Source organism: Leucobacter chinensis, from assembly GCF_019049105.1.
In the GTDB taxonomy this organism is placed as follows: Bacteria; Actinomycetota; Actinomycetes; order Actinomycetales; family Microbacteriaceae; genus Leucobacter_A; species Leucobacter_A chinensis.
In genome coordinates this window covers 11,052-35,645 of the sequence record NZ_JAHQZR010000015.1, presented here as the reverse complement: position 1 = coordinate 35,645, position 24,594 = coordinate 11,052, and the positions used below count along the sequence as shown (strand labels likewise).

The following is a 24,594-nucleotide window of genomic DNA, read 5'->3' as shown; positions in this document are numbered from 1 at the left end:
CAGCACCGCCACTAGCGGGCTGCGAAAGCCGCGATGCGCTTCTCACCCTCGGGGGTGATCGCCGCGACACCGATCGTGCGCGCCTCGTCGGCAATCTGCTCGCGGAACGAGCGGCCAGCAGCGGCACGCACGAGACGCTTCGCCTCACCGTAGGCGTAAGCATTCTGCACCCAGTGCTCGGCGATCGCCTCGGCACGTGCGAGCACGGCGTCGTCGGCGACCTTCTCGGCCGCGAGGCCCCACTCGACGGCCTCGTCGGCGCTCAAGAGGTTATCTTGCAGCACGAGCTGCAGCGCCCGTCGCTCGCCGACCGCGCGGGCAAGCTGAGCCGAGACCGAGAGATCTGGGGTCAGGCCGACGCCCGCATAAATGCTGCCCACCTTCGACGACTCGCCAATGACCGCGTAGTCGCTCGAGAGCAGAATGCCGAGCCCGCCACCCGCAGTGACGCCGTGTGCCGCGGCGACCACGGGCTTCGCCGACTCAACGAGGGCGAGAATGCCATCGTTAATGCGGCCCGCGAGTACCTGCATCGACTCACGCCGGTCTTGCATCTCGGCCATCGCGCGAACGTCGCCGCCCGCACAGAAGGCGCGACCCTCACCAGCCACGAGAATCGCCTTGACCTCGCTCGTCTGCGTCGCGAGCTCGCAGGCCTCGGCCCACCCCTCTGCGACCTCTGGGTCGAACGCGTTGAGGCGTTCTGGCCGGTTCAAGGTGATTCGGGCAATCCCGTTTTCAATGTTTAGCAGCACTGCGTTACTCATGTGCCCGATCCTACGTGATCACCAAGCCAAGCGACATTCATTTGAGCGATTGGCTCTCGGCCAGGGGCCTCGAAGAGCCAATCGCTCAAGGGTTTCACCAATGTGAACGGCAAACGCCGCGTCGACAGGCTAGACCGTTTCGCGGCGTCCCATCGCCCGATCAACGACGCGGTAGACGATGCCCAGCACGACGATCGCGGCGAGCGAGACGATCGCAACGGTCGTGAAGTACTGGGCCTCTGCGCCCTCGCGGTACGACTGCGAGATCCAGCCAGAGAAGGTCGACCCGCCCGCCATCGTGAGAAAATACAGGGCCGTCATCTGCGAGTTCACGGCCTTCGGCGCGAGCTCTGCCGTGAACGACAGCGCCGACGGAGCGAAGAGCGACTCACCAAACGCAAAGAAGATCATGACGAGCAGCGCGATGACGAGCGGCATCGAGGTGCCCTCGCCGAGGCTGAACGGAACGATGAATGCCGCACCAAACGACATCGCGATGACGCCGATCACGAGTTTCGTGACTGGGGTCATGCGCGCCGCACGGCTCTTCGTCCAGAGCACGGCGAGCAGCGCCGTGATGGCGGCAACCGCGAGGCTCTCAAGGGTGACGATGAGCGTCGGAGGCATCGTGAACGAGCCGATCGTGAGGTTAATCTTGGTGTCGGCAAAGACCGCGAACGCGGTGAAGAGCTGAAAGAGCAGCGTCCAGAACACGAGGCTCATGAGGAACACCGGAATGTAGCGCACGACACCGCGGCGCTCAGCCGTGGTCACCTTGCGGTTCGTGAAGAGCATCGCGAAGAGGCCGATGGCAGCGACGAGCACGACGAGCGCGACGACGTTGCTGATATTTTCAGCGCGGATCACGCCAAAGACGACCCCGAGCGCAATCGCGGCGACGATCGCGACCGCGATGATGATCCACTTCGTGCGATCTGCCTTGGGCAGTGGGTTCGGCACGGTTGCGGTGCTCGCGGGCAGGCGCCCCATGCCAAACACGTACTGCGTGAGGCCAGCGGCCATACCGATCGCGGCGGCGAAGAATGCGGCATGGAAGCCCCACGACTGGTGCAGCCAGCCGGTGATGAGTGGGCCCGCGAAGGCGCCGATCGTGATGCCCATGTAGTAGATCGAGTAGCCCGCGTCGCGGCGTGCGCCGCCGTTCGGGTAGAGCTCGCCGACCATCATGGTCGTGTTGACCTTGAGGCCACCAGTGCCAATGACGATGAGTGCGAGGCCGATCACGAGGCCCGTGAGCCCGGGAACAATCGCGAGCATAATGTGGCCAGCGAGAATCGAGCTGCCGCCAATGAGCACAACGTATTTGGGGGCGAGCACGCGGTCAGCGATCCACGCGCCGACGATCTGCGCGATGTAGACCAGGCCGCCGTACGAGCCGGCGATGCCGAGCGCGACGGGCTGCGGAAGGCCGAGGCCACCCTCGCCCATCGAGTAGTACAGGTAGTAGGCGAGCAGCACCTGCAGCCCGTAGAAGCTGAAGCGCTCCCACATTTCGACGCCAGAGAGCGTGATGAGACCGCTCGGTTTTGCGTCTTCAACCACCACGCCAAGGGCGCGAGTCACACCGGTCGACTGCTCAGCGGCAGGCTTCACAAGCCCTTGTGATGGTTGATCGTCGGGCAAAGGTTTCGTCATTGATCCTCCAGGATGCTTCGCGGGTGTAACCGCACATTCCGTTGATGGGTGTATGGCCACGGCTCGTGTGTTTTGCATTCAAGACCGTGAATGTTAGTCTCGTTCGTAAGATGGTCTGACCAACAGCTCGAACGATAAGTGAACTTACCCGGTTCGAGCGGGTTCTGTCAATTGCGTATTTGCCCAGGCTTTGAAAGAGTGTTTTGGGGCTCATCGCACCATCAACCGACCCCACATGCGAAAGGAAGTGACGATGGACTGGAGCCAGCTCAAGAAAGCGACGACGCTTTCGCTGCCCGATCGTCTCTCAGTCGATCTCGAACGACTCATACTCGACGGGCAGCTCGCCCCAGGCGACCGGCTCCCACCCGAACGCGAGCTCGCAGAGCAGCTCGGCGTCTCGCGCGTCTCGATTCGCGAGGCACTGCGCGAGCTCGAAAACCGCGGGCTCATCGACCGCCGCCCAGGCCGCGGCACCATCGTCTTAAGCCCCGGCGAGCAAAGCCCCATGGCCGACCTCATCGCGTCGGCCGTGAGCGGCGTCGACCCCGAGATCACCGACATCATGGAGCTGCGCGCGATCGTCGAGCCGCCCATCGCCCGCATCACCGCAGGCCGCGCGACCGACCGCGACGTCGAACAGTTGCGCAGCCTCGTCGAGGCGATGGAAAAGGATGTCACGAAAGAGCGCTACGCCGAACTCGACCGCGCCTTTCACCAGTCGATCGCGCAGTACACGCACAACCCGCTGCTCGCGCTCATCAACACGCACATCGCCCAGCAGATCGCGCCAAGCCGCGCGAGCCGCTACCAGACCCGCGAACGCCGCCACGCGTCGAGCGTCGCCCACCGCCGTATTTTCGAGGCCATCGAGGCCCGCGACGGCGCACTCGCCGAAGAAGAGGCCCGTGCCCACGTCGTCGACATTGCCCAGCAAATTCAGCTCGCGGGCACCGAAGGAGAAGAGGAAGCCAAGTGACGAACCCCGCCCCCCTGGGTGCCATCTCGACCTCACACCACCTCGCGACCGAGGCCGGCGCAGCCGTTATCGAAGCCGGAGGCAACGCGATTGACGCCGCCATCACGGCTGCCGCGACCCTGTGTGTCGTGTACCCGAACAACGTTGCGCTCGGCGGCGACCTCGTCGCAATCGTACGCAGCCCAGACGGCAAGATCCGCTTCCTCAACGCGACCGGCACGGCCCCCTCGGGCCAGAGCCTCGAGGCGCTGCGCGAAAAGCACGGCGACGCGCTGCCCCTGCGCGGCATCGACACCGTAACCGTTCCCGGCGGCATTCGCGGCTGGCAGGCCCTACACGAGCTCGGCGCCACCCGCGACTGGGCCGAGCACCTCACCCCCGCCATCGGCTTTGCCTCAGACGGCTTCCCGAACTCACGCTCGGTGGCCCGCGAACTCATCAATGCGCAGGCCACCCTCGGCCAGGACGCTGGCGCGCAACCCATTTTTTACCCGGGCGGATCGCCTCTGCCCGAGGGCGCCCCACTCGTGCAGCCGGCCCTCGCCGAGTCGCTGCGTGAGCTCGCGGCCGGCGGCCCCGACGCCTTCTACGAGGGTGCCCTCGCCGAACGGTGGATCGCGGGCCTCGCGCGCCTCGGCAGCACCATCACCCTTGAAGACACCAAGGCCTACGCCCCGTTCTGGGACGAGCCGATTGAAACGAGCTTCCAGGGCCTACGCGTGCTCACCGGCCCGCCCAACACCTCGGGCTTCATGCTGCTGCGTGCGCTCGACGCGATCAGCGCTGGCATCGACGATCCGCTCGGCGCTGGCGCTGGCGCGCTCGCCCAGGCCTTCTTCGAGAGCAACCTCGTGCGCACCGCTTCGCTCTCAGACCCAACCTTTGGCGGAGCAACCGGGACCGAACTCGTTGCGGCGGCCGCTCCCGCCGAAGCGCTGCTCGCCGAAGCGAAGGCCTCGGGTGACACCGTTGGCTTCTCGGCCGTCACCGCCGACGGCTGGGCCGTCTCGTTCATCAACTCGGTGTACTGGGATTTCGGAGCCCACATTCTCGAGCCCGACACCGGCATCATCTTTCAAAACCGCGGAACCTCGTTCTCTCTCGACCCCGCCTCGCCGAACGCCTTCGAGCCCGGCAAGCGCCCCCGCCACACCCTCATGCCCGTCATGGTCATGCGCGGCGAAGAGCTCGCATACGTTCCCGCAACCATGGGCGGATCGGCCCAGCCCCAAATCCACGCGCAACTCCTGCAGCGCATGGCCGCCGAGGGCGCCGACCCCCATACCGCGACCCATGCGCCGCGCTGGATGGTCGAGGAGCTCACGACCGACGGCGCGCCGACCGTGCTCGTCGAGAACGACGTGCCCGAAGAGGCCAAGAACTCGATGACGGCCGCGGGCTTCACCCTGCGCGTTGTGCCCGCCTACGACGAGGAGCTCGGCCACTCAAACGTCGTGCGCCTCGACGGGGCAAGCGACGCCTCGAACGGCGTGACCGGGTATACGGCCGCGAGCGATCCGCGTTCTGACGGCTCGGCGATCGTCGTGCACCGTTCAGGCCACGCCGAGGGCTCGGGCGAAGCCTGGGGCTCGGGAGAAGGCCCCGGCGCTGGCGAAGGCACGAACGCTGGCGAAGGCTCAGGCACGGTCGGCGACGGGTAGCGCTGGGCACGCGCCCACGCAGCCCCACGCACCGACCACACGACAGGAACGTCACCCTATGAACACCACTGAATTCACCAAACCCAACCCCTCGGCACCACTGCTCATCGTTCTCGGAGCGATCACGGGCCTGCTCTCCGGCCTCTTCGGCATCGGCGGCGGCGTCGTGCTCGTGCCCATGCTCGTGCTCTTTCTCGGGTTTCAGCAGCGCCTCGCGGCGGGCACCTCGGTTGCCGCGATCCTTCCCGCAGCCATCATCGGCGGCATTAGCTACGGCGTGCAGGGCAACGTCGACTGGCTCGCCGCGGTACTACTCGCCGTCGGCATCGTCATCGGCGCGCAGATAGGCAGCTACCTGCTGTCGCGCGTACCGACCGGGTTTTTGCGCTGGCTCTTCATGATCTTCCTGCTCGGTGTCGTCGTGAGCCTCTGGTTCGTCGTGCCGCAGCGTGACGCCCAGATCGACATCGACCTGCTCACCGGCGCGCTGCTCGTCGTGCTCGGCCTCGTGACCGGCATTCTCTCAGGCCTACTCGGCGTTGGCGGCGGCGTTGTCGTCGTGCCCGCCCTCATGTTCTTCTTCGGCGCGAGCGACCTCATCGCCAAGGGAACCTCGCTCATCATGCTCATTCCCGGATCGATCTCAGGCACCCTCGGTAACGTCAAGCGAGGCAACGTCGACCTGCGCTCGGCCCTCTTCCTCGGCGTGACCGCCGGTGTGCTCTCACCCGTCGGCTCACTCATCGCCGTGTACATTTCGCCCTTCTGGTCGAACGTCGCCTTCTCGATTCTGCTGGCCTACGTGCTCGGGCAGATGGTCTTCAAGGCGCTGCGCTCGAAGAAGTAGCGGGTGGTGGGGCCCTGCAGCTGGACGGGCCTGCAGCTGGCCGGGCCTGGCGAGCCTGGGCCTATGGCTTTTCTGGCTGCTCGCTGGCCCGATCCGCGCCCCCGGCTCCTGCCGCCCAAATTGTTTGCACTTTTGGGCGGTTTTGGCGTGTTTTGGGGCGAAAAGTGCAAACAATTTCGCGAGTCAGCTCTCAGAGGCCCAAAACCGGGGCCCGGGCCGGGCACGAGGGCAGGCAACGAGGCCGGGCAGGCAGGCGCGCCAGGGCGGGCCGGGCGTGATCCGCTAGCTCGCCGCGGCGATCATCGCGCGCACCGACTCGGGAACCGAGACCGGGGTGCGTGTCTCGCCGTCGACGAAGACCTGCACCCAGCGTCCGAGCGCGCAGATGTCGCCAACCACGCCGTCGGGGGCGTCGAAGAGACCGAGCTCGAAGGTGATGCTCGAGTGTCCGAGGCGGGCGACGCGCACGCCCACGATGAGGGGCCTCGGGTAGGCCGTTTCGCGAAAGTAGCGGCAGGCAGACTCCGCGACGAACTGCAGCGTTGCGTCGTGCGAGAGCGTCGGCCCGAGTTGCTCGAGAAACCAGTCATTAATCGCGTTGTCGAAGTACTCGTAATAGGCGGCATTGTTCAGGTGCCCCCACGCGTCGTTGTCACGCCAGCGAGTCGTGAACTCGCGGGTGAGCATGAAATCTTCGGGGCGAAGTGCCCGCTGATCTTCTTTGGCCAGCTCCCAGTAGTGCATAGGCTCCACTGTACTGTCAGCGCCGCGGGGCGTCGAGCCCGTGTGGCTGGTGGATAGCCCCGCACCCGTGCGGCCAAGCCCGAAGGCCGGCCGCACGAGTGTCGTGGCACGTGGCGCGCGCGGTGGCTGCTAGTCGAGCAGTAGCGCGGGCTCCTCGAGCACCGAAGCCACGTCGGCGACGAAGTTCGAGATGACGTCGCCGTCGACGACGCGGTGATCGAATGATCCGCCAACGGTCGTGACCATGCGGGGGCGCACCTCGCCGTCAACGACCCAGGGCTTCTCTTTGATCGAGCCCATCGCCATGATCGCGGTCTCGCCGGGGTTCAAGATCGGCAGGCCGAAGTCGACGCCAAAGACGCCGACGTTCGTGATCGTGATCGTGCCATGCTGCATCTCGGCGGGCTGTGTGAGGCCAGCGCGGGCGCGGTCGGTGAGAGTCTCGATCGCCTGAGCCATCTCGCGAAGGCTGAGCAGGTGCGCATCTTTAATGTTCGGAACCACCAGGCCACGCGGGGTCGCCGCGGCGATGCCGAGGTTCACGTAGTTGCGGCGAACGATCTCGGTGTCGGCCCACGCCGAGTTGATCTCGGGGTTGCGCGCGAGCGCCCAGGTCACGGCCTTCGCCATGATGAGCAGCGGCGAAACGCGCACGCCCTCGAACGAGCCCGAGGTCTTGAGCCGCTTCACGAACTCCATCGTGCGCGTCGCATCGATGTCGACGTACACGCCGGTGTGCGGCGCCGAGAACTTGCTCTCGACCATGGCCTGCGCGACGACCTTGCGAATACCCTTCACTGGCACGCGCTCTTCGCGTTCGCCGTTCGAGGTGAACTGTGGTGTGGCGGGGCGCGGAGCGGTGGGCACGCCAGCCATACCCGAGCCAACAGCCGCCGCGGGGGCAGCACTCGCGTGGCCAAGCACGTCGTCTCGCAGCACCTGACCGTGCGCGCCCGTCGGGGTCACGCTTGAGAGGTTGATGCCGAGATCTTTGGCGAGTTTGCGAACGGGCGGCTTTGCGAGAACCTTGCCCGGCGCTGGGACCTCGGGGGTGGAGCCGGTCGCGGGTGCCGCAGCCGCGGTCTGGGCAGCGGCCGCCTGAGCGGGAGCAGCCCCCGGTGCCGCTGCTGGAGCGGCGGCAGGAGCAGCGGGTGCGGCAGCCTGGCGCGCGCCGCGGCGGCTCTTGACCGCGCCGCCCGTGCCGTAGCCGACGAGCACGGCGCCGGAGTTGTCGTCATCGCCAGAGGCCTCGGTTGCCGCAGGTGCCGCGGCAGGGGCGGCAGCCTGCGCCGCGGGGGCCTCGGCGCCGCCGTCTGAAGCGGGATCCGCGTCCTGGCCATCGCCCTGCATGCGAAGAATCGGCGTTCCCACGGGAACCGTGGTGCCGATGTCGACGAGCAGCTCGGCGACGACGCCCTCGAAGGGCGAGGGCAGTTCGACGAGCGATTTTGCGGTCTCAATTTCGCAGATCACCTGGTTCAGGTGCACCTCGTCGCCGGGCTTCACTGCCCACGTGACGATCTCTGCCTCGGTCAGCCCCTCGCCCACGTCGGGCAGGGCAAATTCATTATTGCTCACGATTTCCTCGTTATTTCTGCGCGGTGGGCGCGCTAGCAATTCATTGCGCGGTCGACGGCTTCAAGCACGCGATCGGCGTCGGGCAGGTACTGCTTTTCGAGGCCCGCGGGCGGGAACGGCAGGTCGTAGCCGCTCACCCTGAGCACCGGCGCTTCGAGCGAGAAGAAGCACTTCTCGCTGAGCGTTGCAGCGATTTCTGAGCCGACGCTCGCGTTTTCTGGCGCTTCTTGGGCGACGACCGCGCGGCCGGTCTTCTGCACCGAGGCCACGAGTGGCCCGTAGTCGAGGGGTGAGATCGTGCGCAGGTCGATCACCTCGGCGCTCACGCCCTCGCTCTCAGCGATCTCGGCCGCCTGCATGAGCGTCGTGACCATGGCGCCGAAGCCGATGAGCGTGATGTCGCTGCCCTCGCGGGCGACGAGCGAGCTGTGCATCGGGGCGCCGGGTGCGTCTTTGCGCACCTCACCCTTTTGCCAGTACTTCGCCTTGGGCTCCATGAAGATCACGGGATCGTTCGAACGAATCGCCTCTTGAATCATCCAGTAAGCGTCGTTTGCGTTTGCGGGGCTCACAACCCTGAGGCCCGCGGTGTGGGCAAAGTATGCCTCGGGGCTCTCCTGGTGGTGCTCGACGGCGCCGATGTGGCCGCCGTAGGGCAAGCGGATCACGACGGGCATATCGATCGTGCCCTCTGAGCGATTGCGAATCTTCGCGAGCTGCGTCGTGATCTGGTTGAAGGCGGGAAAGACGAAGCCGTCAAACTGAATCTCGACGACGGGCCTGAAGCCGTTCATGGCGAGGCCGATGGCCGAGCCGACGATGCCGGCCTCTGCGAGCGGGGTGTCGAGCACGCGTGCGGTGCCGAACTCCTTCTGCAGGCCGTCGGTCACGCGAAAGACGCCGCCGAGCGTGCCGATGTCTTCGCCGAGCAGCACGACGTGGTCGTCGTTACGCATCGCGTCGCGTAGGCCAGCGTTAATGGCCCTCGCGATCGCGAGCGATTCGGTTTCGGGAGCGGCAGCGGGGGCCGTGCCCGTGGTCGCTGCCCCTGGGGCGGTGAGTGCGGTGGTGTTCTGACTCATGCTGCGCGGTTTCCCTTCTGGCCTGAGCCACTCGCTACTGGCGCGGGTGATGGCGCCGCCGCCTGGTCGTCGTATGACGCCTCGTACTGCAGCGCCCATTCGCGCTGCTCATCAATGCGGGGGTGCTGTTCGGCGTACACGTGGTCGAACATTTCGGTCGTGTCGATCGGGGGCAGCGCGAGAATCTCGTCGCGAATGGTGCGAGCGTGGGCCGTGGCCTCGGCGTCGACCGTCTCAAAGAATTCCTCGGGCACACCCTTGCTACGTAGGTAACCTGCGAGGCGCACGATCGGGTCTTTCTGGCGCCACGAATCGAGCTCTTCGTTCTCGCGGTAGCGCGTGGGGTCATCGCTCGTGGTGTGGGCGCCGATGCGGTAGGTGAGCGCCTCGATGTATGAGGGCCCGTGACCCTCACGAGCGTGGCGCATGAACCGCTTGCCCACGGCGTAGGCCGCGAGCGCGTCGTTGCCGTCGATCTGCACGGCGGGAATACCGAAGCCAACCGCACGACGGTAAATCGGGGTGCGTGACTGGCGTGCAACGGGCACCGAGATCGCGTACTGGTTGTTTTGCACCACAAAGACAGTGGGTGACTGGTAGCTCTGGGCAAACACGAGTGCCTCGTTGGCATCGCCCTGGCTCGTCGTGCCGTCGCCGTAGAAGCTGATCACGGCCGCGTCGGTCGGAGTACCTGCTTCACCCGGGTCGAGGGCGTTATCGCCGGCCTTCAACTTGGCCTCGAGCACCATGCCGAGCGCGAAGCCCTGCGAGTGCTGTGCCTGCGCGCCGAGCACGAGGGTGTAGAGGTGAAAGTTGCCGTTTTTCGGGTCATTCACGTCCCAGCCACCGTGGGTCAGGCCGCGAAACTGCGCCGCGAGGTCAAGCATCGAGACGCCGCGCACGTCGGCCACGAGGTGCTCGCGGTAAGCGGGAAACAGATGGTCTTGGGGCTCGGCAGCGAAGGCGAGACCCGCCTGGCAGCCCTCTTGCCCCAGGCTCGGTGCCCACAGGGCGAGTTGCCCCTGACGTTGCAGGTTGGTGCACTCGGTATCGAAGGCTCGGGCGCGCACCATTGCGCGGTACCACTCTTGCACCTCTTCGGTGTCAAGTGCCTCGATCTCTGCGAGATATTCTTGAGCGCTTTCGCTCGGCGCGAAGGTTCCTTCGGCGTCGAGAAAGCGAATGGGTTCTGGATCATTGATGTCGATCCTCATAGGTGTCACGCTCCCTGTTGGAATGCTGCGGTAATTCGGAGCACTTCGTGGGTGCTCTCTTCTTCGCCGACAGAGATGCGCACACCTTCACCAGCGAAGTTACGTACAAGGGTCCCTTGTTCTGCAAAGGCTAAAGCCAATTCCTGCGAATTGTCTCTTAGCGGTAACCAGACAAAGTTTGACTGCGATTCGGCGACCTCGTAACCCTGTTCACGAAGCCCCTGGACGAGCCGTTCGCGCCGCTCAACGAGCACCGCAATGTTCTCTTTCAACTGCCGTGTCGACTCGGCTTCGAGCGAGGCGAGCGCTGCCGCCTCAGCCTGCGGCGACACCGAGAGCGGAATGCCGACGACGCGGCAGGCCTCCCAGATCATGGGGTGGCCGACGCCGTAGCCAGCACGCAGACCAGCGAGGCCGTAGGCCTTCGAGAAGGTGCGCAACACGACGAGGTTTTCGTACTTGCCAACCTCTTCGTCGCCGCGCACGGCCTCAGGATCGGTCACGAACTCGGCGTAGGCCTCGTCGAGCACGACGAGCACGTTCGAGGGCACACGCTGCATGAAGCTCGCGAACTGCTGTTTCGTGACGATGGGCCCGGTCGGGTTGTTGGGCGTGCACACCATGATGGCGCGGGTGCGCTCATCGATCGCATCGGCCATGGCGTCGAGGTTGTGCGTTCCGTCATCGTTGCCGCGAACGCCGCGACCCTCGCCGCCGGCCACGAGGGCGAGCATCGGGTAGCCCTCAAAACTGGGCCAGGGGTAAATGAAGTTGTCGCCCTGGGCGACGGTTGCTTGCACGAGCTGATACAGAATCGACACTGACCCTGCACCGACGTGCACGCGCTGCATGCTCGTGGCCGGGTCGAGCCCGTAGAGCTCACCGATCTTGGCCTTGAGCTCTGGCAGCGCTGCATTGGCGTAGCGGTTGACCTGGGCTTCAGCGATGGCCCGCTGCACTGCGGGCAAAGGAGGGAATGGGTTTTCGTTACTTGAGAGCTTGTAGCCCTTCTTCTCTGGCGTCGCGCCCTGCTTGTAAGCGGGAACCGCGAGCACTTCTGGTCGGATATGCACGGGAGGGGTATTCGAGGCTTCCATACCCATGAGTGTAGTTCGCACTACCGACATTGGGCGTTATATTTTGGGGGCCAAACTACCTCGTTCACGGGGCAACTTTTCTCGCATCGGCGGCCGATTCAACCTCACCACGAACGCTCGGGTCGGCAAGATCAGCCTGGCGAGCCGCCGCCTCGGCGAAGGCCTCACCGATGAGCCGGTCCCGGGCTGTGCTGTCACGCCCCGCCTTCCAGTAAGCCGCCGCGAAAAGGTGGTCGCGCGGGTGACCAGCCTCGCGCAGTTGCCGGCGCAGGCGGGCGACGATTTCGGCCTCGGCCGCGATCCACGATTGCAGCGGATCGCCGGGCTCAATGGGCTCGGCACGAACGAGACCGGCAACCCGTTCTTCGTTCCACTCGTTTCCCCTCAGCAGCGTGACGCGAAGGCCGGGGTGCGCTGGCAGGAGCTCCCGCGACCGCTCGGCAGCGGGGGTTTCGGCGATGAGCGAGATGCGGTGGTCGCGGGGAATCGCCGCCACAATCGAGGCGGCAGCGGGCAGCGCGCTCGAGTCGGCGACGATGAGGTGCCGCGTGACCCCGTCGCCAAGCGCGTGCTCCCGGCGCACAGCGTACACCTCGACGGTGTCACCGGGCTTGGCAGCGGCGATCCACGGCCCCACAATGCCACCATCGTGCCGCAGCACCTCGATCTCGATGCTCGTGGGCGATGGCCGCCTCGCAACCGTCATGGCGCGCAGCTCGGGGGCCTCGCCGGCACCGGGCACGGCGATCTTGACCGCGTCGGCGGGCAAGGTCGGGGCGTAGTCGGCGAGCGCCTCACTCTCGAGGGTGACGCAGGTGTAGCCGGGCGTCGCCTCCGTGAGCGAGGTGATGGTCGCGGTCGCGATGACGGGGCTGCGCGAGGCCTGGCTCAGCTCGCGAATGCGGTGTCGAAGCGTGGTCATGCGAGATCTGCTCTTTCGTCGAGGGTGATCGTGTGGGTTGGGCGCCAGACGGCGGGGTCGCGGTGGGTGACGATAAGCAGGGTCGATTCGCGCGCTGAGAAGGCCTCGGCGACGCGGCGTTCGGTGGCCTCGTCGAGCGCTGCCGTTGCCTCGTCGAGCACGACGATGGGCGCCTGTTTGACGAGTGCTCGGGCAATCGCGACGCGCTGGCGTTCGCCGCCGGAGAGGCGCTCACCGCGGGTTCCGACCTGCTGCGAAAGCCCCTCGGGATCCCTCGCGAGCACCTCGCCGAGGCAGGCATCGTGCGCTGCCCGCAACACCTCGTCGTCACTCGCCTCGGGGTCGCCGAGCCGAATGTTCTCGGCGAGGGTGCCCGTGAACACCGTCGGCTCCTGGGGCACGTAGGCGATGCGGCTCGTGATCTCGCCCTCGCCCAGGCTCGTGAGGGGCGCACCGCCGAGCCTCACGGCGCCCGTCGTCGGGTCGTCGAAGCGCATGATGAGACCGAGCAGGGTGCTCTTGCCCGCCCCGCTCGGCCCGGCGATGTGCACGCGCGAGGCCTCGTCGATCGTGGCGCTCACGGGGCGCAGTCGGCCATCCTGACCTGCCTGGGCGAGCTCGATGCGGTTGCCCTCGGCACGCTCCGGCTTCGCCGCCGCAGGAAGCGAGGGGGCCGCCGCAACGCTCGCGTAGGCGCCGAGGCTCGCGCGCGTGTCGGTGATCGCGATGCCGATGAGCGCGAGGTCGTCGATCGGCGCGCTCGCACGGGCTGTCAGGATGACGAGGGCGAGGGCCGTGGCGGGGGCGAAGCCCTGCGGGGCGAAGCCCAGCAGGCACAGCACGCCAGCGAGCGGCGCGGCGGCGGCGAGCGCCGAGATGAACGTCGCGGGGGCCGCAGCGCCGTTCGTCGCGGCCATATCTCGCTCGGCAGCGCCCCAGGCGCGCTCGGCCCGGTGCAGCGCCCCGGCGGGGCCAGCGGTCACCCGCATGAGTTCGAGGTGCTCGACGAGTTCGAGCGTCGCGGCCGTTGCAGCCGCCTCGCTCTCGTGCCTCGCGGCATCGGCCCTTGCGAGCGAACGCTGCGCAAACACCTGTGCGGTGAGCGCGACGACGAGCAACGCGGCAACGAGCAACGCCTCGCCCCCGCCAATCACGAACCAGATCGCCCCGACGCTCGCGAGCGGAATGAGCGGGGCAAGAATGAGCGTTTGCAGCTGGTGCGCGGGAACCCCCATGAGCGAGGGAATCGCCCAGCCGGCGACCTGGGTCACGAGCGAGCGGTTCCCTGACCCAAACCACGAGAGCTTTGCCCTGGCCAACGTCGCTCCGAGGCTTTCGTAGAGGTCGCCCGCGATGAAGGCACCGGCGAGGTAGCCCGAACGCGTCACGACGACCGTGACCACGAGCGCGACGCTCGCGGCCGCGAGCACCGGGGCGACGCCCCAGCCGTCACGAATCGCGAGGGCGAGCACGGTGTAGGCGGCGACCTCGGTGAGGGCGACGAGCACCCACCCGAGGGCAACGGCCGCGACCCTGCGGCGGGCGGGCGCCGGCAGCGTGCCGAGCAGTGGTCTGAACGTGCGGGTGGTCTCGGTCATCGTGCGCTCCCTTTCGATTCGTCGCGTGCGGCCGCGTGCGTCGCGGGCTGCACCCGGCACTCAACATCAGCCCTGGCCGCGAGCGCCGCGTCGTGAGTGACGGCGACCACGGTCTTGCCCTGCTCGTGGGCCAGCCGTTCCAGCTCGGCCCACACCGCCTCGCCGGTCGCCCGGTCGAGGGCGCTCGTCGGTTCGTCGACGAGTAGGCAGGGGGCGTCGGCGAGAAAGGCTCTCGCGAGGGCGACGCGCTGCCGCTGGCCGCCCGAGAGCTCGCGGGCGTTCGTGTCGAGACCGACCCCGGAGTCTGGGCCGAGTTGCGCTCGAAAAAGCGCCTCGCGGCATTCCTCGTCGCCCGCGCCGGGCCGAGCAAGCAGCAGGTTCTCGCGCACCGTCGCTGGCAGCACCCCGAGGCCTTGCGGCACGAGTGAGAGGGTCGCGAGGCGCGCCTCGTCGCTCAGCTCGCGCACCGGAACCCCGCCGAGTGTCGCCTCGCCCGCGGCCGGTGTGACGACGCCCGCGAGCACGCGCAGGAGCGTGCTCTTGCCCGCCCCGCTCGGCCCCGTGACCGCGGTGAGCCTCCCCGGCGCGAAGGTCGCGTCGAGTCCTTCGACGAGCGGGCGTTCTCCCGCGAGCACCGTGATGCCACGCAGCATGGCTCCGGTCGGGAGCTCCGGGGCTTTCTCGGTGCCCGTCCCGAGCGTGGGCTCTGCGAGAAAGGCCGCGATGCGCGTGGCCGCAACGCGCCCGCTCGCGACGTAGTCGAGGCCGTGGCCGAGCTTCAGGGCCGGGGTCACGAGCGCGAGGCTCAGCAGCAGCATGGCGGCGAGCGTTTGGGTATCGTGCCCGAAGCCCACGGCGTAGGCGATCGCGTAGCTCGCCGCGGCCTGCAGCAGCGCGACGGCAACCGCGGCGGGAGTCGCCACGCGCTTCACCCAGGCCACCATGCCGGTCGTGAAGCGGCCTGCGGCACGCTCGAACTCGGCGAGCGACCCGGCCCCCGCACCGTAGCTGCGGTAAATGTGAATGCCGCGGGCGTACTCGTCGACCGCCTGCGTGATCTCACCCATGACGATGCCACGCTCGGCGCCGTGTTTTGCCGAAAGCTTCGGAATGACCGTCAGGTAGAGCACCGCCGCGAGCACGCCAGGCACGAGCGCAGCGAGGGCCGTGGGGCCCGCGAGCGCGACGAGCAGCGCAACCGCGCCGAGAGGCACGACGATCATCGTCGCGATCTCGCCCGGCAGGTGCGCGACCATGTGGTGCAATGCCGCGATCTCGTCGGCGACGAGGCGGCGCAGCTGGTCGCTCGTGAGCTCGCTGAGCCGTGTCGAAGGAAGGCGCATCATGTGGGCAGCGACCTCGCGGCGAAGTCTCGCCTCGAAGCGCGCCTCGGCGTGGTGCGAGAGCCACGATGCGAGGGCCCCAAGCAGTGCCGCGACGACGAACAGCCCGCAGGCGACGAGGGCTCTCTGGCCGCTCGCCTCGCCGATCATGAGCACCGTGCAGTAGGTCGCGGCGAGCGTTGCTAGCGCCGCGAGTACGGCGGTGCCCACAGCAGCGCCGAGCGTTGGCAGCGCCGGCCTGAGCGCAGCCCGAAGGTTCTGGTTTGGCCTTGGTGTTGGTGTTGTCACATCAGAAAGTATACGCGTATAGTTAGGGCGTCCTAACTTTCATCGGAGGTATGCGTGAGCAAGCTGCAACACGAAGCAATCATCGCCGAGGCCATGCGCCTGATCGAGCGCGACGGCGAGGCCGCCCTCTCGATGCGCACCCTCGCGACGGGGCTCGGCGTCACGCCCATGGCCCTCTACCGTTACTTCGCAAACCGCGACGAGCTGCTCCTCGCGCTCGTCGATCGCGTCTCGCGCACCATCGAATTTCCTGAGCCAACAGGCGATCCCGTCGATAGCGCGGTTGACCTCGCCCTCTGCCTGCATGATTTCTTGGCGGATCACCCGTGGATGATCCGCCTCATTTCATCGGGCCGCCTCGCGAGCCCGGCTGGCCTCACCTTTCCCGAGGGGTTCATCGCCTGCGCGCACCGAGCCGGTCACACCGACGACGAAGCCTTCATCTTTTACCGCACGATGTTCGCGACGATTCTCGGCACCGCGACCATCACCAACGCAAAGCGCGAGAGCGGCCCGGCGCACCTGCCTGACCCTGCGGCGGCCGAGCAGGTGCCGCTCGTCACGAAGCTCGCCCCGCGCTGGGCCGAGCTCGACGCCACCGCCACGCCCGCCGCAATCCTGCGCGCGGCAGCCCAAACACTCACCATCGCATAGCCCACACCACGAAGCAGAAAGAACACGCATGACCCGCACCAAACCCCTTTTCCCCGCGCTCTCGGCACTCGTTGCCGGGGCACTCTTGCTGAGCGGCTGCTCGGCAAGCACCGACGACACCGCCAAGGCTGACGACACCACGACGACCGAAGCCCAGGGCTTTCCCGTCACCCTCAAGAACGTCTACGGTGAGGTCACGATCGACGAGAAACCAGAGCGCGTCGCAACGCTCGGCTACGCCGACGTCGCACTCGCGAGCGCCCTCGGGGCGAACGTTGTCGTGGCCCCCGAGTCGTTCACGAGCATCGCCGGGGCTGGCGACGAGAAAAACCTGCCCTACATCGATCCGCTCGGCGACGACACCACCTGGGTCAACCCGATGAACATCAACGTCGAGCAGGTCGCACAGGCGAAGCCCGACGTCATTCTCGCGACGGCCGCCTTCACGGTCGACGAGAAGCTCTACGAGCAGCTCAGCGACATCGCGCCCGTCGTGACCTACAGCGAGGCGCTCTACTCGGCAACGAGCGAGGAATCGGCTCTGCGCGTCGGCGAAGCGCTCGGCGACACCGAGGGTGCGCAGAAGCTCATCGACGCGGCCGACAAGGCCATCGAAGACATCACCGAAGAGCTGCCCGGCCTCGAGGGCGGAACCTTCTTGTACGGCCAGGCGCGCGACGGCGTCGTCGTCATGCTCGTCGAAGAGGCCAACGTGACCGCTCGCTTCATGCAGCGCCTCGGTCTCGTCTCGCTGCCGGCCGTCACCGACCTCGGCGGGCAGGGCTCGGTGCCCGGCTCAATCGACGTGAGCTTCGAGCAAGCGCCGCTCTTCAACGACGCCGGCGCGCTCTTCATGACCTTCCAGTCAGATGCGCTGCAAGAGAAGTTCGAGAAAGATCCCATCGTTTCGGCCCAGCCCATCATGAGCGAGCGCTACGTGCCCGTCGGGCTTGAAGCCGCGACCGCACTGCAAGACCCGAACGTGACCTCGGTGCCGTGGCTGCTCGACGAGCTTCGCCCCGGCCTCGAACTCATCTCGGCCAAGTGATCCCCTCGCTCCGGGAAGGTGGGCGCTCAGCTGCACCGCACGCACTTCGCCTTCTCGGGGCGGGGCTCACCCTCGCGGCGCTCGTCGTCGCACTCGGCATCGTGAGCGTGCTCGTCGGCTCCCGCCCCATCACCCCCGCCGAGTTCGGCGAGCTGGTGTCGGGCACCGCGAGCGACGACCTCACGCTGCTCGTGTGGCAGGTGCGCGTGCCCCGCACGCTCGCCGCCATACTCGTCGGGTCGGCGCTCGGAGCCGCGGGCGCCCTCATGCAGGGCATGACCCGCAACCCGCTCGCCGACCCGGGCCTTCTGGGAGTGAGCGCCGGCTCGGCCTTCGCGGTCGTCTTAGCGATGAGTTTCTGGGGCGTGACCTCGGCGACCGGCATCGCGACGGCAGCGGTCGTGGGCGCGGCAATCGTGACCGCGATCGTGCTCGGCCTCGGCCTCAGGGGCCGGGCCCAGGGTTCGCAGCTCATTCTCGCCGGAGTCGCCTTCAGCATGACCATCGCGGGCGTGCAGTCGGCCATGACTCTCATCAACCCCAGGCTGCTCGACGCCATGCGGGCTTGGTCGGCCGGCTCGCTCGCGAGCCCCAATCAGGCGGTCATCGCCCAGAGCCTCCCGGTGCTCGGCCTCGGCATCGTCATCGCCCTCATGCTTGCGAGGCCCCTCGGCGCCCTCGCGCTCGGCGACGAACTCGCGAGCAGCCTTGGCACCCACCCCATGCTCACCCGCGCGGGAACCGGCGTTGCGACCGCCCTACTCGTGGGCGGGGCCACCGCGATCGCCGGCCCCATCGGCTTCGTTGGCCTCATGGTGCCGCACCTCGTGCGCCCCTTCACCGGGCCGAACACCACGCGCGTACTGCTCATGAGCGTGCTCGCGGGCCCCGTGCTCGTGCTCGCCGCCGACACCCTCGCCCGCGTCGTGCTGTGGCCGGGCGAGCTGCCGGTCGGCGTCGTTGCCGCCGCGATCGGCGCCCCCGTACTGCTCATCTTGCTCAGGAAGAAACGATGAAGCCCCGCACCCAGAACACCCCGATACTGCGGTGGATCATCGCCAGCGCCCTCCTGGTCGCCATTCTTCTCGCGGCCCTCGCCGCGGGCGATCTCGCGCTCACCCCCGCCGAGGTGTGGTCTGGCATCACCGGCAAGGGCAGCGAGTTTACGCAGACCGTCGTGCGCAACTGGCGCATGCCCCGCGCGCTCACCGCCATCGCCTTTGGCGCGGCGCTCGGCGCTGCCGGAGCAATCTTTCAGTCGCTCACCCGAAACCCCCTCGGAAGCCCCGACGTCGTCGGCTTCAACACCGGCGCCTTCACGGGCGTGCTCATCCTGCTCGCGCTCGTGCCCGCCCCCACCTTCGCCGCGCTCGCCACCTCGTCGCTCGCGGGAGGGCTCGTCACCGCGGCCATCGTGCTCGCCCTCACGAGCGGCAGCCTCTCGGGCCGCAACTTCTTGCTCACCGGCATCGCGGTCGGCGCGATCCTCGGTGCCCTCAACACCTGGCTGCTCTACAAAACCGACACCGCGACGGCAACCACCGGCTCGATCTGGGCCGCCGGAACCCTCGACAACGTGCGTTGGTCGCAGGCCACCCCGGCCCTCATCGTGCTCGCCATCACCGGCATCATCACGGCGGTGCTCAGCTCGAAGCTGCGCATTCTCACCCTCGGCGACGACCTCGCCACCGCCCTCGGCATGCGCGTGCGCCTCACGAAGGGCGCCCTCATCGGCTGCGCCGTGCTACTCACCGCCATCACCACCGCGGTCGCCGGCCCCATTCTGTTCGTCGCCCTCGCCGCACCCCACCTCGCCCGAACGCTGCTGCCGCGCCAGGCGCCCATCGCGGCGGCCGCCCTCGTCGGAGCGCTCCTCTTGAGCGCCGCCGACTGGGTCGCGGCCCACGCCTTCGCGCCAACCCAGATCCCGGTCGGCGCCGTGACCGTGACGCTCGGCGGCGCCTACCTGACGCTGTCGCTGCTGCGCCGCGAGGGGCGGGGCGCGGGGCGATAGCGCTGCGGCGGGTGCGGGGCGGCCGGTTGCCGGGTGGCCGGGCGCTGCTCCGGGCGAAATGGTGCCGCTAACGGGTGGCGAGTGGGCTGAGGCTGGCGGATCCGCCGCTGAAACCGGATACGGCATCTACTTGACGAAAAGCAGGGTGTTTCGGCGATAACACCCTGCTTTTCGTCAAGTAGACCGCAAACGGGCAGGAAACGGCCCGAGCGCGCGTCGAGCGCAGCCGAGCGCGAGCCGGACGCGAGCCGAGCGCGAGCGGGGGGGGCGGGGGGCGCAGCCCGAAGCACCGCGCCCCCGCTCAGCCACCCAAAAGGTCGAAGAGCTTCAGCGCGAGCGAGATCTCGAGGCCGTTCGTGCGCTTGGCGCCGCGCTCCTGCTCAAAGCGGGCGACGCGCTGCCGCACGGTGTTGCGGTGCAGGCCGAGCAGTTCGGCGGTGCGCGACGAGTTCTCGCCCGTGGCGTAGAAGGTGGCGAGGGTTTCGCGCAGGGCCGCCGTGGCCTCGCCCTCGGTTGCGACCTGGCCGAGCACCTCCTTGGTCCAGGTGAGAGCGCTCTGGGTGTCGTGCATGATGAGCGAGAGAAAGCCCACGTCGGGGTCGGTGAACGAGACCAGGCGGGCCTCGCGGTAGCGTTGGGCACCGAGGGCGACGTGGCGGGCCTTCGCCGCCTGCTCATGGCTGCGCTTAAACCCCTCGATACCGTTCGCCGAGCCGCCGATCGCAAAGCGAATGTTGCGGGCCTCGTCTGAGTCGGCGAACTCAGCGAGCCGCCGCAAGAGGCTCGGCGTGAGCTCAGGGTCGGGAAGCGCAACCCACGCCCAGGCAGTTGAGCGGTCAGAGGCCGTGATGAGCGGCGGCTTGGTCGAGTGCACGAGCGACGCAATGCGTCGCAGGAGTTGGTCGATGCGCTGCTGGTCTTCGGTGTCGGGGGTCTCGAACTCGAGCCACGCGATGATCGCGAGGTGCTGCTGCTCGAGCGAGTAGCGGGTCTTTGCCTCGAAGCCAGCCGCCGATGCTGGTTCGCCTCGCAGAACCTTGAGCACGGCGGCGGCGTTCGTGACCGCCCTCGCCGTCCACCACTTCTGCTGTTCGACGACGTGCACCTCAACGACATACTGCAAAATCCAGTCGAAATAGTTGTGCACGACGTCGGTCACGAGACGCACAATGTTCATCTGCATCTCTTTGTCTTCAAGCTGCAGCTGGTCGACCGCGTCGATGCCCCGCCTCACGCACATCGACTGGCCGAGGTAGTACGCGCGGGTCAGCGAACCGAGCGGAACGTCACGCTGCGCGAGCCGCACCGCATACTCGACCGCGCCCGTGTTCGGCTGCATCGAGTCGACGCCGATGTCGTTCGTGAGAATGTGGCCGAGGGTCCAAACGTTCCCATCGATGCTGGCGTGCAGCATCTCGATGAGTTGCGGGTCTTGGTCGAGCCCCGCAACCCGTTCAGAAAGGAGCTCGGTCATCTCGTCAACAATGCGCGGCCCCATCTCTTGCAGGTTGCGGCCTGCCTGCGCGACCAACTCCCGCATGTGCAGATCACCCATCGTCGCCCCCACTACCGGCATGGCTCGTGCACCTCGGTGTGCACGGCGCTTCGGTGCTGCAAAAACTGCAGCGCTCGCTGAGCTGAATTATACCCGCCCATGCCGTGAATCCCGGGCCCGGGAGGGGTCGCGGCCGAGCACAAATACACCCCTGGGATGCCTGTGTCGTAAGGGTGTGCGCTGAGGCGCGGCCCGAGCAGAAACTGCAGGGGCGACTTCGCGCCGGTGAGAATATCGCCGCCGAGAAAGTTCTCGTTCTCGGCCTCACTCTCGGCCGTCGTGCGCGAACTGAGCGCGACGATGCGCTCACGAAACCCCGGCGCAAAGCGCTCGATCTGGGCGATGATCGCCTCGGTCGCGTCGCCGGAGTAGCCCGCGGGAACGTGCGCGTAGGCATAGATGGGCACGATCGATCCGCTCGCTCGCGTCGGGTCGGCGGCCGCCTGCTGGCCGACGAGCACGAAGGGGCGAGCGGGCATGCGCCCCGCTCCGACCTCGCGTTCGGTCGCGACGATTTCTTCGGCGGATCCGCCGAGGTGCACCGTTCCCGCCTGCGAGACGCGCTCGTCGAGCCAGGGCACGCCGCCGTCGACCGCGAAGTCGACTTTGAACGCGGCGGGGCCCGGTTTGAAGCGGCGAAAGGCAGCCCGGGCTCGCGCCGGCTGCTGCTCGGCGAGAATGCCCGCGGTGATTCGGGGGTGCACGTCAAGCATCGTGATGTCACGGGGCGGCAGCTCGTAAAGGCGGTTCACCCGCTGCCCCGTCTCGAAGCGCACACCCATGCCGCGAAGCATCTCGATGTGGGCGTCGGTGAAGCGGCCGGTGCCGCCCTCGATCACGGGCCAGCCAACCGCGTGGCCGGCGATGATGATGCCCGCTCCGATGCCCGTCACGAGCGGCTGCGTGAGCGGCTGACAAGCGTGAGCGGCAACGCCCATGAAAAGGGCCCGAGCTCGCTCGTCGCGAAAGAGCTTACCCACGAGCGATGGTGGCGGGCCTGCGACGAGCCCCATGCGGGCGAGCAGGAGCGGGTGCCGTGGCACCCTCAGCATGGGCGACATGATGACGCCAGAGAGCCGGTCAAACGCCCGGGCCGATGGACCGAAGGCCCCCGCCCAGCGGGCGCCGTCACGGCCGAGCCCCGCCGCGGTCTCATCGACCGAGGTGTGCAAGAAACCCGGCTCGGCGCCGTCGAGCGGGTGAGCCGCATCGATCGGCGCCCGCGCCCAGCGCACCCCCATCGCCTCGAGATCGAGGGTCTTGAAGAAGGGCGAGCCGGGCGCCATGGGGTGCACGGCAGCGCAGTGGTCTTGCACGAGACCCGAGATGGGCGACTCGGTCGAGCGGGCACCGCCGCCGAGCTGCTCGGCAGCCTCGACGACGGTGACCTGAACGCCAGCGCGGGCGAGCACGGTCGCGGCGGCGAGCCCGTTCGGTCCGCTGCCAACAACGACCGCTGTGGTCATCGCTTCACTCCCTCCGTGAGCGCTTCTTCAGCCTCGGCCACGACGTTCACGAGGTCGGTATTCGCGACGTCAATGCCGCCGGTGCCGTCGGTGAGCGGCGGCTCGGCGTCAGGGCCGATGATATCGGTTGCGGTGAAGCGCAACTTGTCGAAGTCTGGCGAACGCCAGGTGACGGTGAGGGGCAACGGGCCGTCGGGAAGCCAGGGCTGCGCCTGCGCGGCATCCTTCACCTGCCAGCGGCCCCGCTCAACAACGCCGAGGGCCGCGTCGATGAGCTTGTACTCCTGATAGCCGTGCCAGAGCGGCTCAGACTCAGCCCAGGCGACAATGAACTCGCCGGGCTCGAAGTGGGCTTGCTCCTGAATCGCCGCGATGAGCTCTTCGTCGTGAAAGTGTCCCTCGCCGAAGTTGAAGCCGATCATCGCGTTGCAGGCGAACTCGCCCTCGCGCACCCGGCGGTGGTCGATGTCGGGCACGTTTTGCAGCATGATCGAGAAGAGCCCGCGACCCTGCGTGTGTAGCGCGCGCCATGCGAGCGACACCTCGAGAAAGGTCTCGGCCTGCTTGTACGGCAGCCCCATTGCCTGGAACTGGTCGATCTGATCGAGGGTCGGGCGGTATACCCGGTGCAGTTTCTTCTCGGCATCGGGGTGAATCGCCCAGAGTCCCGTCGCCCAGTTGCCGCCGTACTGTCTAAGCGCCGCAAGAAACGATACCTTGTCGGGTCGAATGCTCCCGAAGATCACGAAGAAGACGGGCACGGCGATGACCGAAAACGGCATCCACGGCTGTGACATGTCGAACACGCTGAAACCGGCCGAGTTCGGGTAGCCGATGAAAAAGACCACGGCACAGATGGCGAAGAGGAGGTTCCACTCGAGTGGCACCGCAATCGGGAAGGTCGAGATGATGAAGAGGCAGAACCCGACCATGAGCAGCGTCGCAAGCGTCACGGTGACCTGGCCGCCGAATGCCTGACCGACGACAAAGAGCATGGTGAGTGGCGCTGCGATCTCGACGATTGTACCGAGCACGTGTGCAAAGAAGTGCGCGATGGGGCCGGGAAGCAGGTTGTCGTTGTCGTAATCCTGGTAGGCCTTCTTCTTGAGCCAGCGTGGCGGCCAGAAGGGCGTGTTGCTGAGCATCGGTGGAATCACCGGGCTGAAGTGCCGGTTGAGCTTCGAGAAGCCCGCGCCTACCCACACCGTCACGAGGAAGATTTTGAGCGCGATCACCATGTCGGTCACCTCGAACAGGTTGGGGAACACGATGAAGCACACGACGGGCAGCAGGTACTGCTCAGAACGTGCCGCGAGGAAGATAATCTTGTCGCGCATGCCGATGAGGCACAGGAAGATGACGGCGCTGATGAGCGGGGTGGTCTGAATGAGCATGAAGCTCTCGGCATTGTTCGCAAGCCACGACGGTACCCCGTTCGCTGGGTCGGTGAGCAACGCCTGAAAGCGAGCGAGCGCCGGCAGGTCTGCCGCCGTCTGCCCAGGCGAGAGCAGAGCGAGACCCATCGAGAAGAGGAACCCCCAGTACAGAAACACGTCGAAGATCGTGCGCCGGTTGCCGCCGCGCCACGGGATCCACTTATACGGGCTCAGCTTGATCGTGCCTGGTCGTGACCAGAACAGAATGCCGCCCGTGTAGGGGCCAAATTTGCCGGCGAGCGGGCCCCAGGACCCCGCCACCCCAATCGCGTCGAGCAGCATCGCCATGACAAGGTACTTCTGGTACACGATCGGGTTGGTCCACCACGAAGCCACATCGAGGGGGTTCAGTCCCGAGGTGAGCGTGATTACGAGAGCACCGCCAAGCAGCCACCCGCCAAAGAGCTTCACGAGGTACATGACCGAGATCTTGCGCGCCGCACCAAAACCCCACTCACCCCACTCCTTCGACACAAACTTGATGCGCTCTTGAAACGTGCTGCGCAAAAACTCATCGGGCTCGATATTCGGAAGCCTCGGTTGGTGATATCCCATGACAACTCCTTTGGTGACAGGTGTATGAATGCTGAACGAAAATGGGCATGCGGCGGCCAAGGCACCGCAAGTGAGGCCGACACCCCGCGT

General features: G+C 67.1%; 20 protein-coding genes. 7 read left to right on the top strand and 13 right to left on the bottom strand.

What is annotated here, in order from left to right:
• Positions 1 to 11 precede the first annotated feature (11 nt).
• Together KTJ78_RS12170 and KTJ78_RS12165 are read right to left on the bottom strand one after the other, a co-directional pair.
• Positions 12 to 767: an enoyl-CoA hydratase/isomerase family protein gene (locus KTJ78_RS12170; RefSeq protein ID WP_217136182.1), complete on the bottom strand. Its 756-nt coding sequence runs from the start codon at positions 765 to 767 to the stop codon at positions 12 to 14.
• 129 nt (positions 768 to 896) lie between these two features.
• Positions 897 to 2,423 (bottom strand): peptide MFS transporter, encoded by a 1,527-nt coding sequence (locus KTJ78_RS12165; RefSeq protein ID WP_217136180.1) that lies wholly within the window; start codon positions 2,421 to 2,423, stop codon positions 897 to 899.
• 235 nt (positions 2,424 to 2,658) lie between these two features.
• Here KTJ78_RS12165 and KTJ78_RS12160 point away from each other — a divergent pair, with 235 nt between their 5' ends.
• The 3 genes from KTJ78_RS12160 to KTJ78_RS12150 are packed head-to-tail and all read left to right on the top strand — an operon-like array spanning position 2,659 to position 5,910.
• Positions 2,659 to 3,402, top strand: a complete 744-nt coding sequence (locus KTJ78_RS12160) for a FadR/GntR family transcriptional regulator (RefSeq protein ID WP_254259674.1) — start codon at positions 2,659 to 2,661, stop codon at positions 3,400 to 3,402.
• Entirely contained in the window at positions 3,399 to 5,063 is a 1,665-nt protein-coding gene (locus KTJ78_RS12155) for a gamma-glutamyltransferase family protein (protein WP_217136178.1), read from the top strand. Before KTJ78_RS12160 ends, KTJ78_RS12155 begins: the two co-directional genes overlap by 4 nt.
• A 58-nt stretch (positions 5,064 to 5,121) precedes the next feature.
• Positions 5,122 to 5,910: a sulfite exporter TauE/SafE family protein gene (locus KTJ78_RS12150; RefSeq protein ID WP_217136176.1), complete on the top strand. Its 789-nt coding sequence runs from the start codon at positions 5,122 to 5,124 to the stop codon at positions 5,908 to 5,910.
• A 282-nt stretch (positions 5,911 to 6,192) separates the two neighbouring features.
• On the opposite strand, the gene KTJ78_RS12145 is transcribed toward KTJ78_RS12150, so the two are convergent.
• The 8 genes from KTJ78_RS12145 to KTJ78_RS14025 all read right to left on the bottom strand — a co-directional run bounded on the left by KTJ78_RS12145 (position 6,193) and on the right by KTJ78_RS14025 (position 15,776).
• A complete protein-coding gene (locus KTJ78_RS12145) occupies positions 6,193 to 6,654 on the bottom strand; it encodes an acyl-CoA thioesterase (RefSeq protein WP_217136174.1) in 462 nt (153 codons plus the stop codon).
• A 129-nt stretch (positions 6,655 to 6,783) separates the two neighbouring features.
• Complete coding sequence (locus tag KTJ78_RS12140; RefSeq protein ID WP_217136172.1) at positions 6,784 to 8,232, bottom strand: dihydrolipoamide acetyltransferase family protein; 1,449 nt, start codon at positions 8,230 to 8,232, stop codon at positions 6,784 to 6,786.
• A 32-nt stretch (positions 8,233 to 8,264) separates the two neighbouring features.
• The gene (locus tag KTJ78_RS12135; protein WP_217136170.1) at positions 8,265 to 9,314 is read right to left on the bottom strand and encodes an alpha-ketoacid dehydrogenase subunit beta; all 1,050 of its coding nucleotides are present in this window, start codon (positions 9,312 to 9,314) and stop codon (positions 8,265 to 8,267) included.
• Positions 9,311 to 10,528, bottom strand: coding sequence for a thiamine pyrophosphate-dependent enzyme (locus tag KTJ78_RS12130; RefSeq protein ID WP_217136168.1), 1,218 nt, complete (start codon positions 10,526 to 10,528; stop codon positions 9,311 to 9,313). Before KTJ78_RS12130 ends, KTJ78_RS12135 begins: the two co-directional genes overlap by 4 nt.
• 5 nt (positions 10,529 to 10,533) lie before the next feature.
• Complete coding sequence (locus tag KTJ78_RS12125) at positions 10,534 to 11,625, bottom strand: histidinol-phosphate transaminase (protein WP_217136167.1); 1,092 nt, start codon at positions 11,623 to 11,625, stop codon at positions 10,534 to 10,536.
• 64 nt (positions 11,626 to 11,689) lie between these two features.
• Entirely contained in the window at positions 11,690 to 12,547 is an 858-nt protein-coding gene (locus KTJ78_RS12120; protein ID WP_217136165.1) for a siderophore-interacting protein, read from the bottom strand.
• Positions 12,544 to 14,145: an ATP-binding cassette domain-containing protein gene (locus KTJ78_RS12115; protein WP_217136162.1), complete on the bottom strand. Its 1,602-nt coding sequence runs from the start codon at positions 14,143 to 14,145 to the stop codon at positions 12,544 to 12,546. Before KTJ78_RS12115 ends, KTJ78_RS12120 begins: the two co-directional genes overlap by 4 nt.
• The gene (locus tag KTJ78_RS14025) at positions 14,142 to 15,776 is read right to left on the bottom strand and encodes an ATP-binding cassette domain-containing protein (RefSeq protein WP_217136160.1); all 1,635 of its coding nucleotides are present in this window, start codon (positions 15,774 to 15,776) and stop codon (positions 14,142 to 14,144) included. The genes KTJ78_RS12115 and KTJ78_RS14025 overlap by 4 nt, the downstream gene beginning before the upstream one ends.
• 54 nt (positions 15,777 to 15,830) lie before the next feature.
• Between KTJ78_RS14025 and KTJ78_RS12105 the strand changes: the two genes are divergently transcribed.
• The 4 genes from KTJ78_RS12105 to KTJ78_RS12090 are packed head-to-tail and all read left to right on the top strand — an operon-like array spanning position 15,831 to position 19,492.
• Positions 15,831 to 16,430, top strand: coding sequence for a TetR/AcrR family transcriptional regulator (locus tag KTJ78_RS12105; RefSeq protein ID WP_217136158.1), 600 nt, complete (start codon positions 15,831 to 15,833; stop codon positions 16,428 to 16,430).
• Positions 16,431 to 16,458: 28 nt separating this feature from the next.
• Entirely contained in the window at positions 16,459 to 17,478 is a 1,020-nt protein-coding gene (locus tag KTJ78_RS12100; RefSeq protein WP_217136156.1) for an ABC transporter substrate-binding protein, read from the top strand.
• Positions 17,475 to 18,494, top strand: coding sequence for a FecCD family ABC transporter permease (locus KTJ78_RS12095; RefSeq protein ID WP_217136154.1), 1,020 nt, complete (start codon positions 17,475 to 17,477; stop codon positions 18,492 to 18,494). The genes KTJ78_RS12100 and KTJ78_RS12095 overlap by 4 nt, the downstream gene beginning before the upstream one ends.
• Entirely contained in the window at positions 18,491 to 19,492 is a 1,002-nt protein-coding gene (locus KTJ78_RS12090) for a FecCD family ABC transporter permease (RefSeq protein ID WP_217136152.1), read from the top strand. The genes KTJ78_RS12095 and KTJ78_RS12090 overlap by 4 nt, the downstream gene beginning before the upstream one ends.
• A 301-nt stretch (positions 19,493 to 19,793) precedes the next feature.
• On the opposite strand, the gene KTJ78_RS12085 is transcribed toward KTJ78_RS12090, so the two are convergent.
• From KTJ78_RS12085 to KTJ78_RS12075, 3 genes are read right to left on the bottom strand one after another with little or no spacing between them, the layout of a single operon-like run.
• A complete protein-coding gene (locus KTJ78_RS12085; RefSeq protein WP_217136150.1) occupies positions 19,794 to 21,068 on the bottom strand; it encodes a PucR family transcriptional regulator in 1,275 nt (424 codons plus the stop codon).
• On the bottom strand, positions 21,059 to 22,513 hold the full coding sequence (locus KTJ78_RS12080; RefSeq protein WP_217136148.1) for a phytoene desaturase family protein: 1,455 nt from the start codon (positions 22,511 to 22,513) through the stop codon (positions 21,059 to 21,061). Before KTJ78_RS12080 ends, KTJ78_RS12085 begins: the two co-directional genes overlap by 10 nt.
• Positions 22,510 to 24,504: a DUF3556 domain-containing protein gene (locus tag KTJ78_RS12075; RefSeq protein WP_217136146.1), complete on the bottom strand. Its 1,995-nt coding sequence runs from the start codon at positions 24,502 to 24,504 to the stop codon at positions 22,510 to 22,512. Before KTJ78_RS12075 ends, KTJ78_RS12080 begins: the two co-directional genes overlap by 4 nt.
• Positions 24,505 to 24,594 lie beyond the last annotated feature (90 nt).

What these genes read in the sequence shown, in the direction of transcription:
- KTJ78_RS12170 (WP_217136182.1), bottom strand. Translation starts at nt 767, where the DNA reads ATGAGTAACGCAGTGCTGCTAAACATTGAAAACGGGATTGCCCGAATC.
- KTJ78_RS12165 (WP_217136180.1), bottom strand. Translation starts at nt 2,423, where the DNA reads ATGACGAAACCTTTGCCCGACGATCAACCATCACAAGGGCTTGTGAAG.
- KTJ78_RS12160 (WP_254259674.1), top strand. Translation starts at nt 2,659, where the DNA reads ATGCGAAAGGAAGTGACGATGGACTGGAGCCAGCTCAAGAAAGCGACG.
- KTJ78_RS12150 (WP_217136176.1), top strand. Translation starts at nt 5,122, where the DNA reads ATGAACACCACTGAATTCACCAAACCCAACCCCTCGGCACCACTGCTC.
- KTJ78_RS12145 (WP_217136174.1), bottom strand. Translation starts at nt 6,654, where the DNA reads ATGCACTACTGGGAGCTGGCCAAAGAAGATCAGCGGGCACTTCGCCCC.
- KTJ78_RS12135 (WP_217136170.1), bottom strand. Translation starts at nt 9,314, where the DNA reads ATGAGTCAGAACACCACCGCACTCACCGCCCCAGGGGCAGCGACCACG.
- KTJ78_RS12130 (WP_217136168.1), bottom strand. Translation starts at nt 10,528, where the DNA reads ATGAGGATCGACATCAATGATCCAGAACCCATTCGCTTTCTCGACGCC.
- KTJ78_RS12125 (WP_217136167.1), bottom strand. Translation starts at nt 11,625, where the DNA reads ATGGAAGCCTCGAATACCCCTCCCGTGCATATCCGACCAGAAGTGCTC.
- KTJ78_RS12120 (WP_217136165.1), bottom strand. Translation starts at nt 12,547, where the DNA reads ATGACCACGCTTCGACACCGCATTCGCGAGCTGAGCCAGGCCTCGCGC.
- KTJ78_RS12115 (WP_217136162.1), bottom strand. Translation starts at nt 14,145, where the DNA reads ATGACCGAGACCACCCGCACGTTCAGACCACTGCTCGGCACGCTGCCG.
- KTJ78_RS12100 (WP_217136156.1), top strand. Translation starts at nt 16,459, where the DNA reads ATGACCCGCACCAAACCCCTTTTCCCCGCGCTCTCGGCACTCGTTGCC.
- KTJ78_RS12090 (WP_217136152.1), top strand. Translation starts at nt 18,491, where the DNA reads ATGAAGCCCCGCACCCAGAACACCCCGATACTGCGGTGGATCATCGCC.
- KTJ78_RS12085 (WP_217136150.1), bottom strand. Translation starts at nt 21,068, where the DNA reads ATGCCGGTAGTGGGGGCGACGATGGGTGATCTGCACATGCGGGAGTTG.
- KTJ78_RS12080 (WP_217136148.1), bottom strand. Translation starts at nt 22,513, where the DNA reads ATGACCACAGCGGTCGTTGTTGGCAGCGGACCGAACGGGCTCGCCGCC.
- KTJ78_RS12075 (WP_217136146.1), bottom strand. Translation starts at nt 24,504, where the DNA reads ATGGGATATCACCAACCGAGGCTTCCGAATATCGAGCCCGATGAGTTT.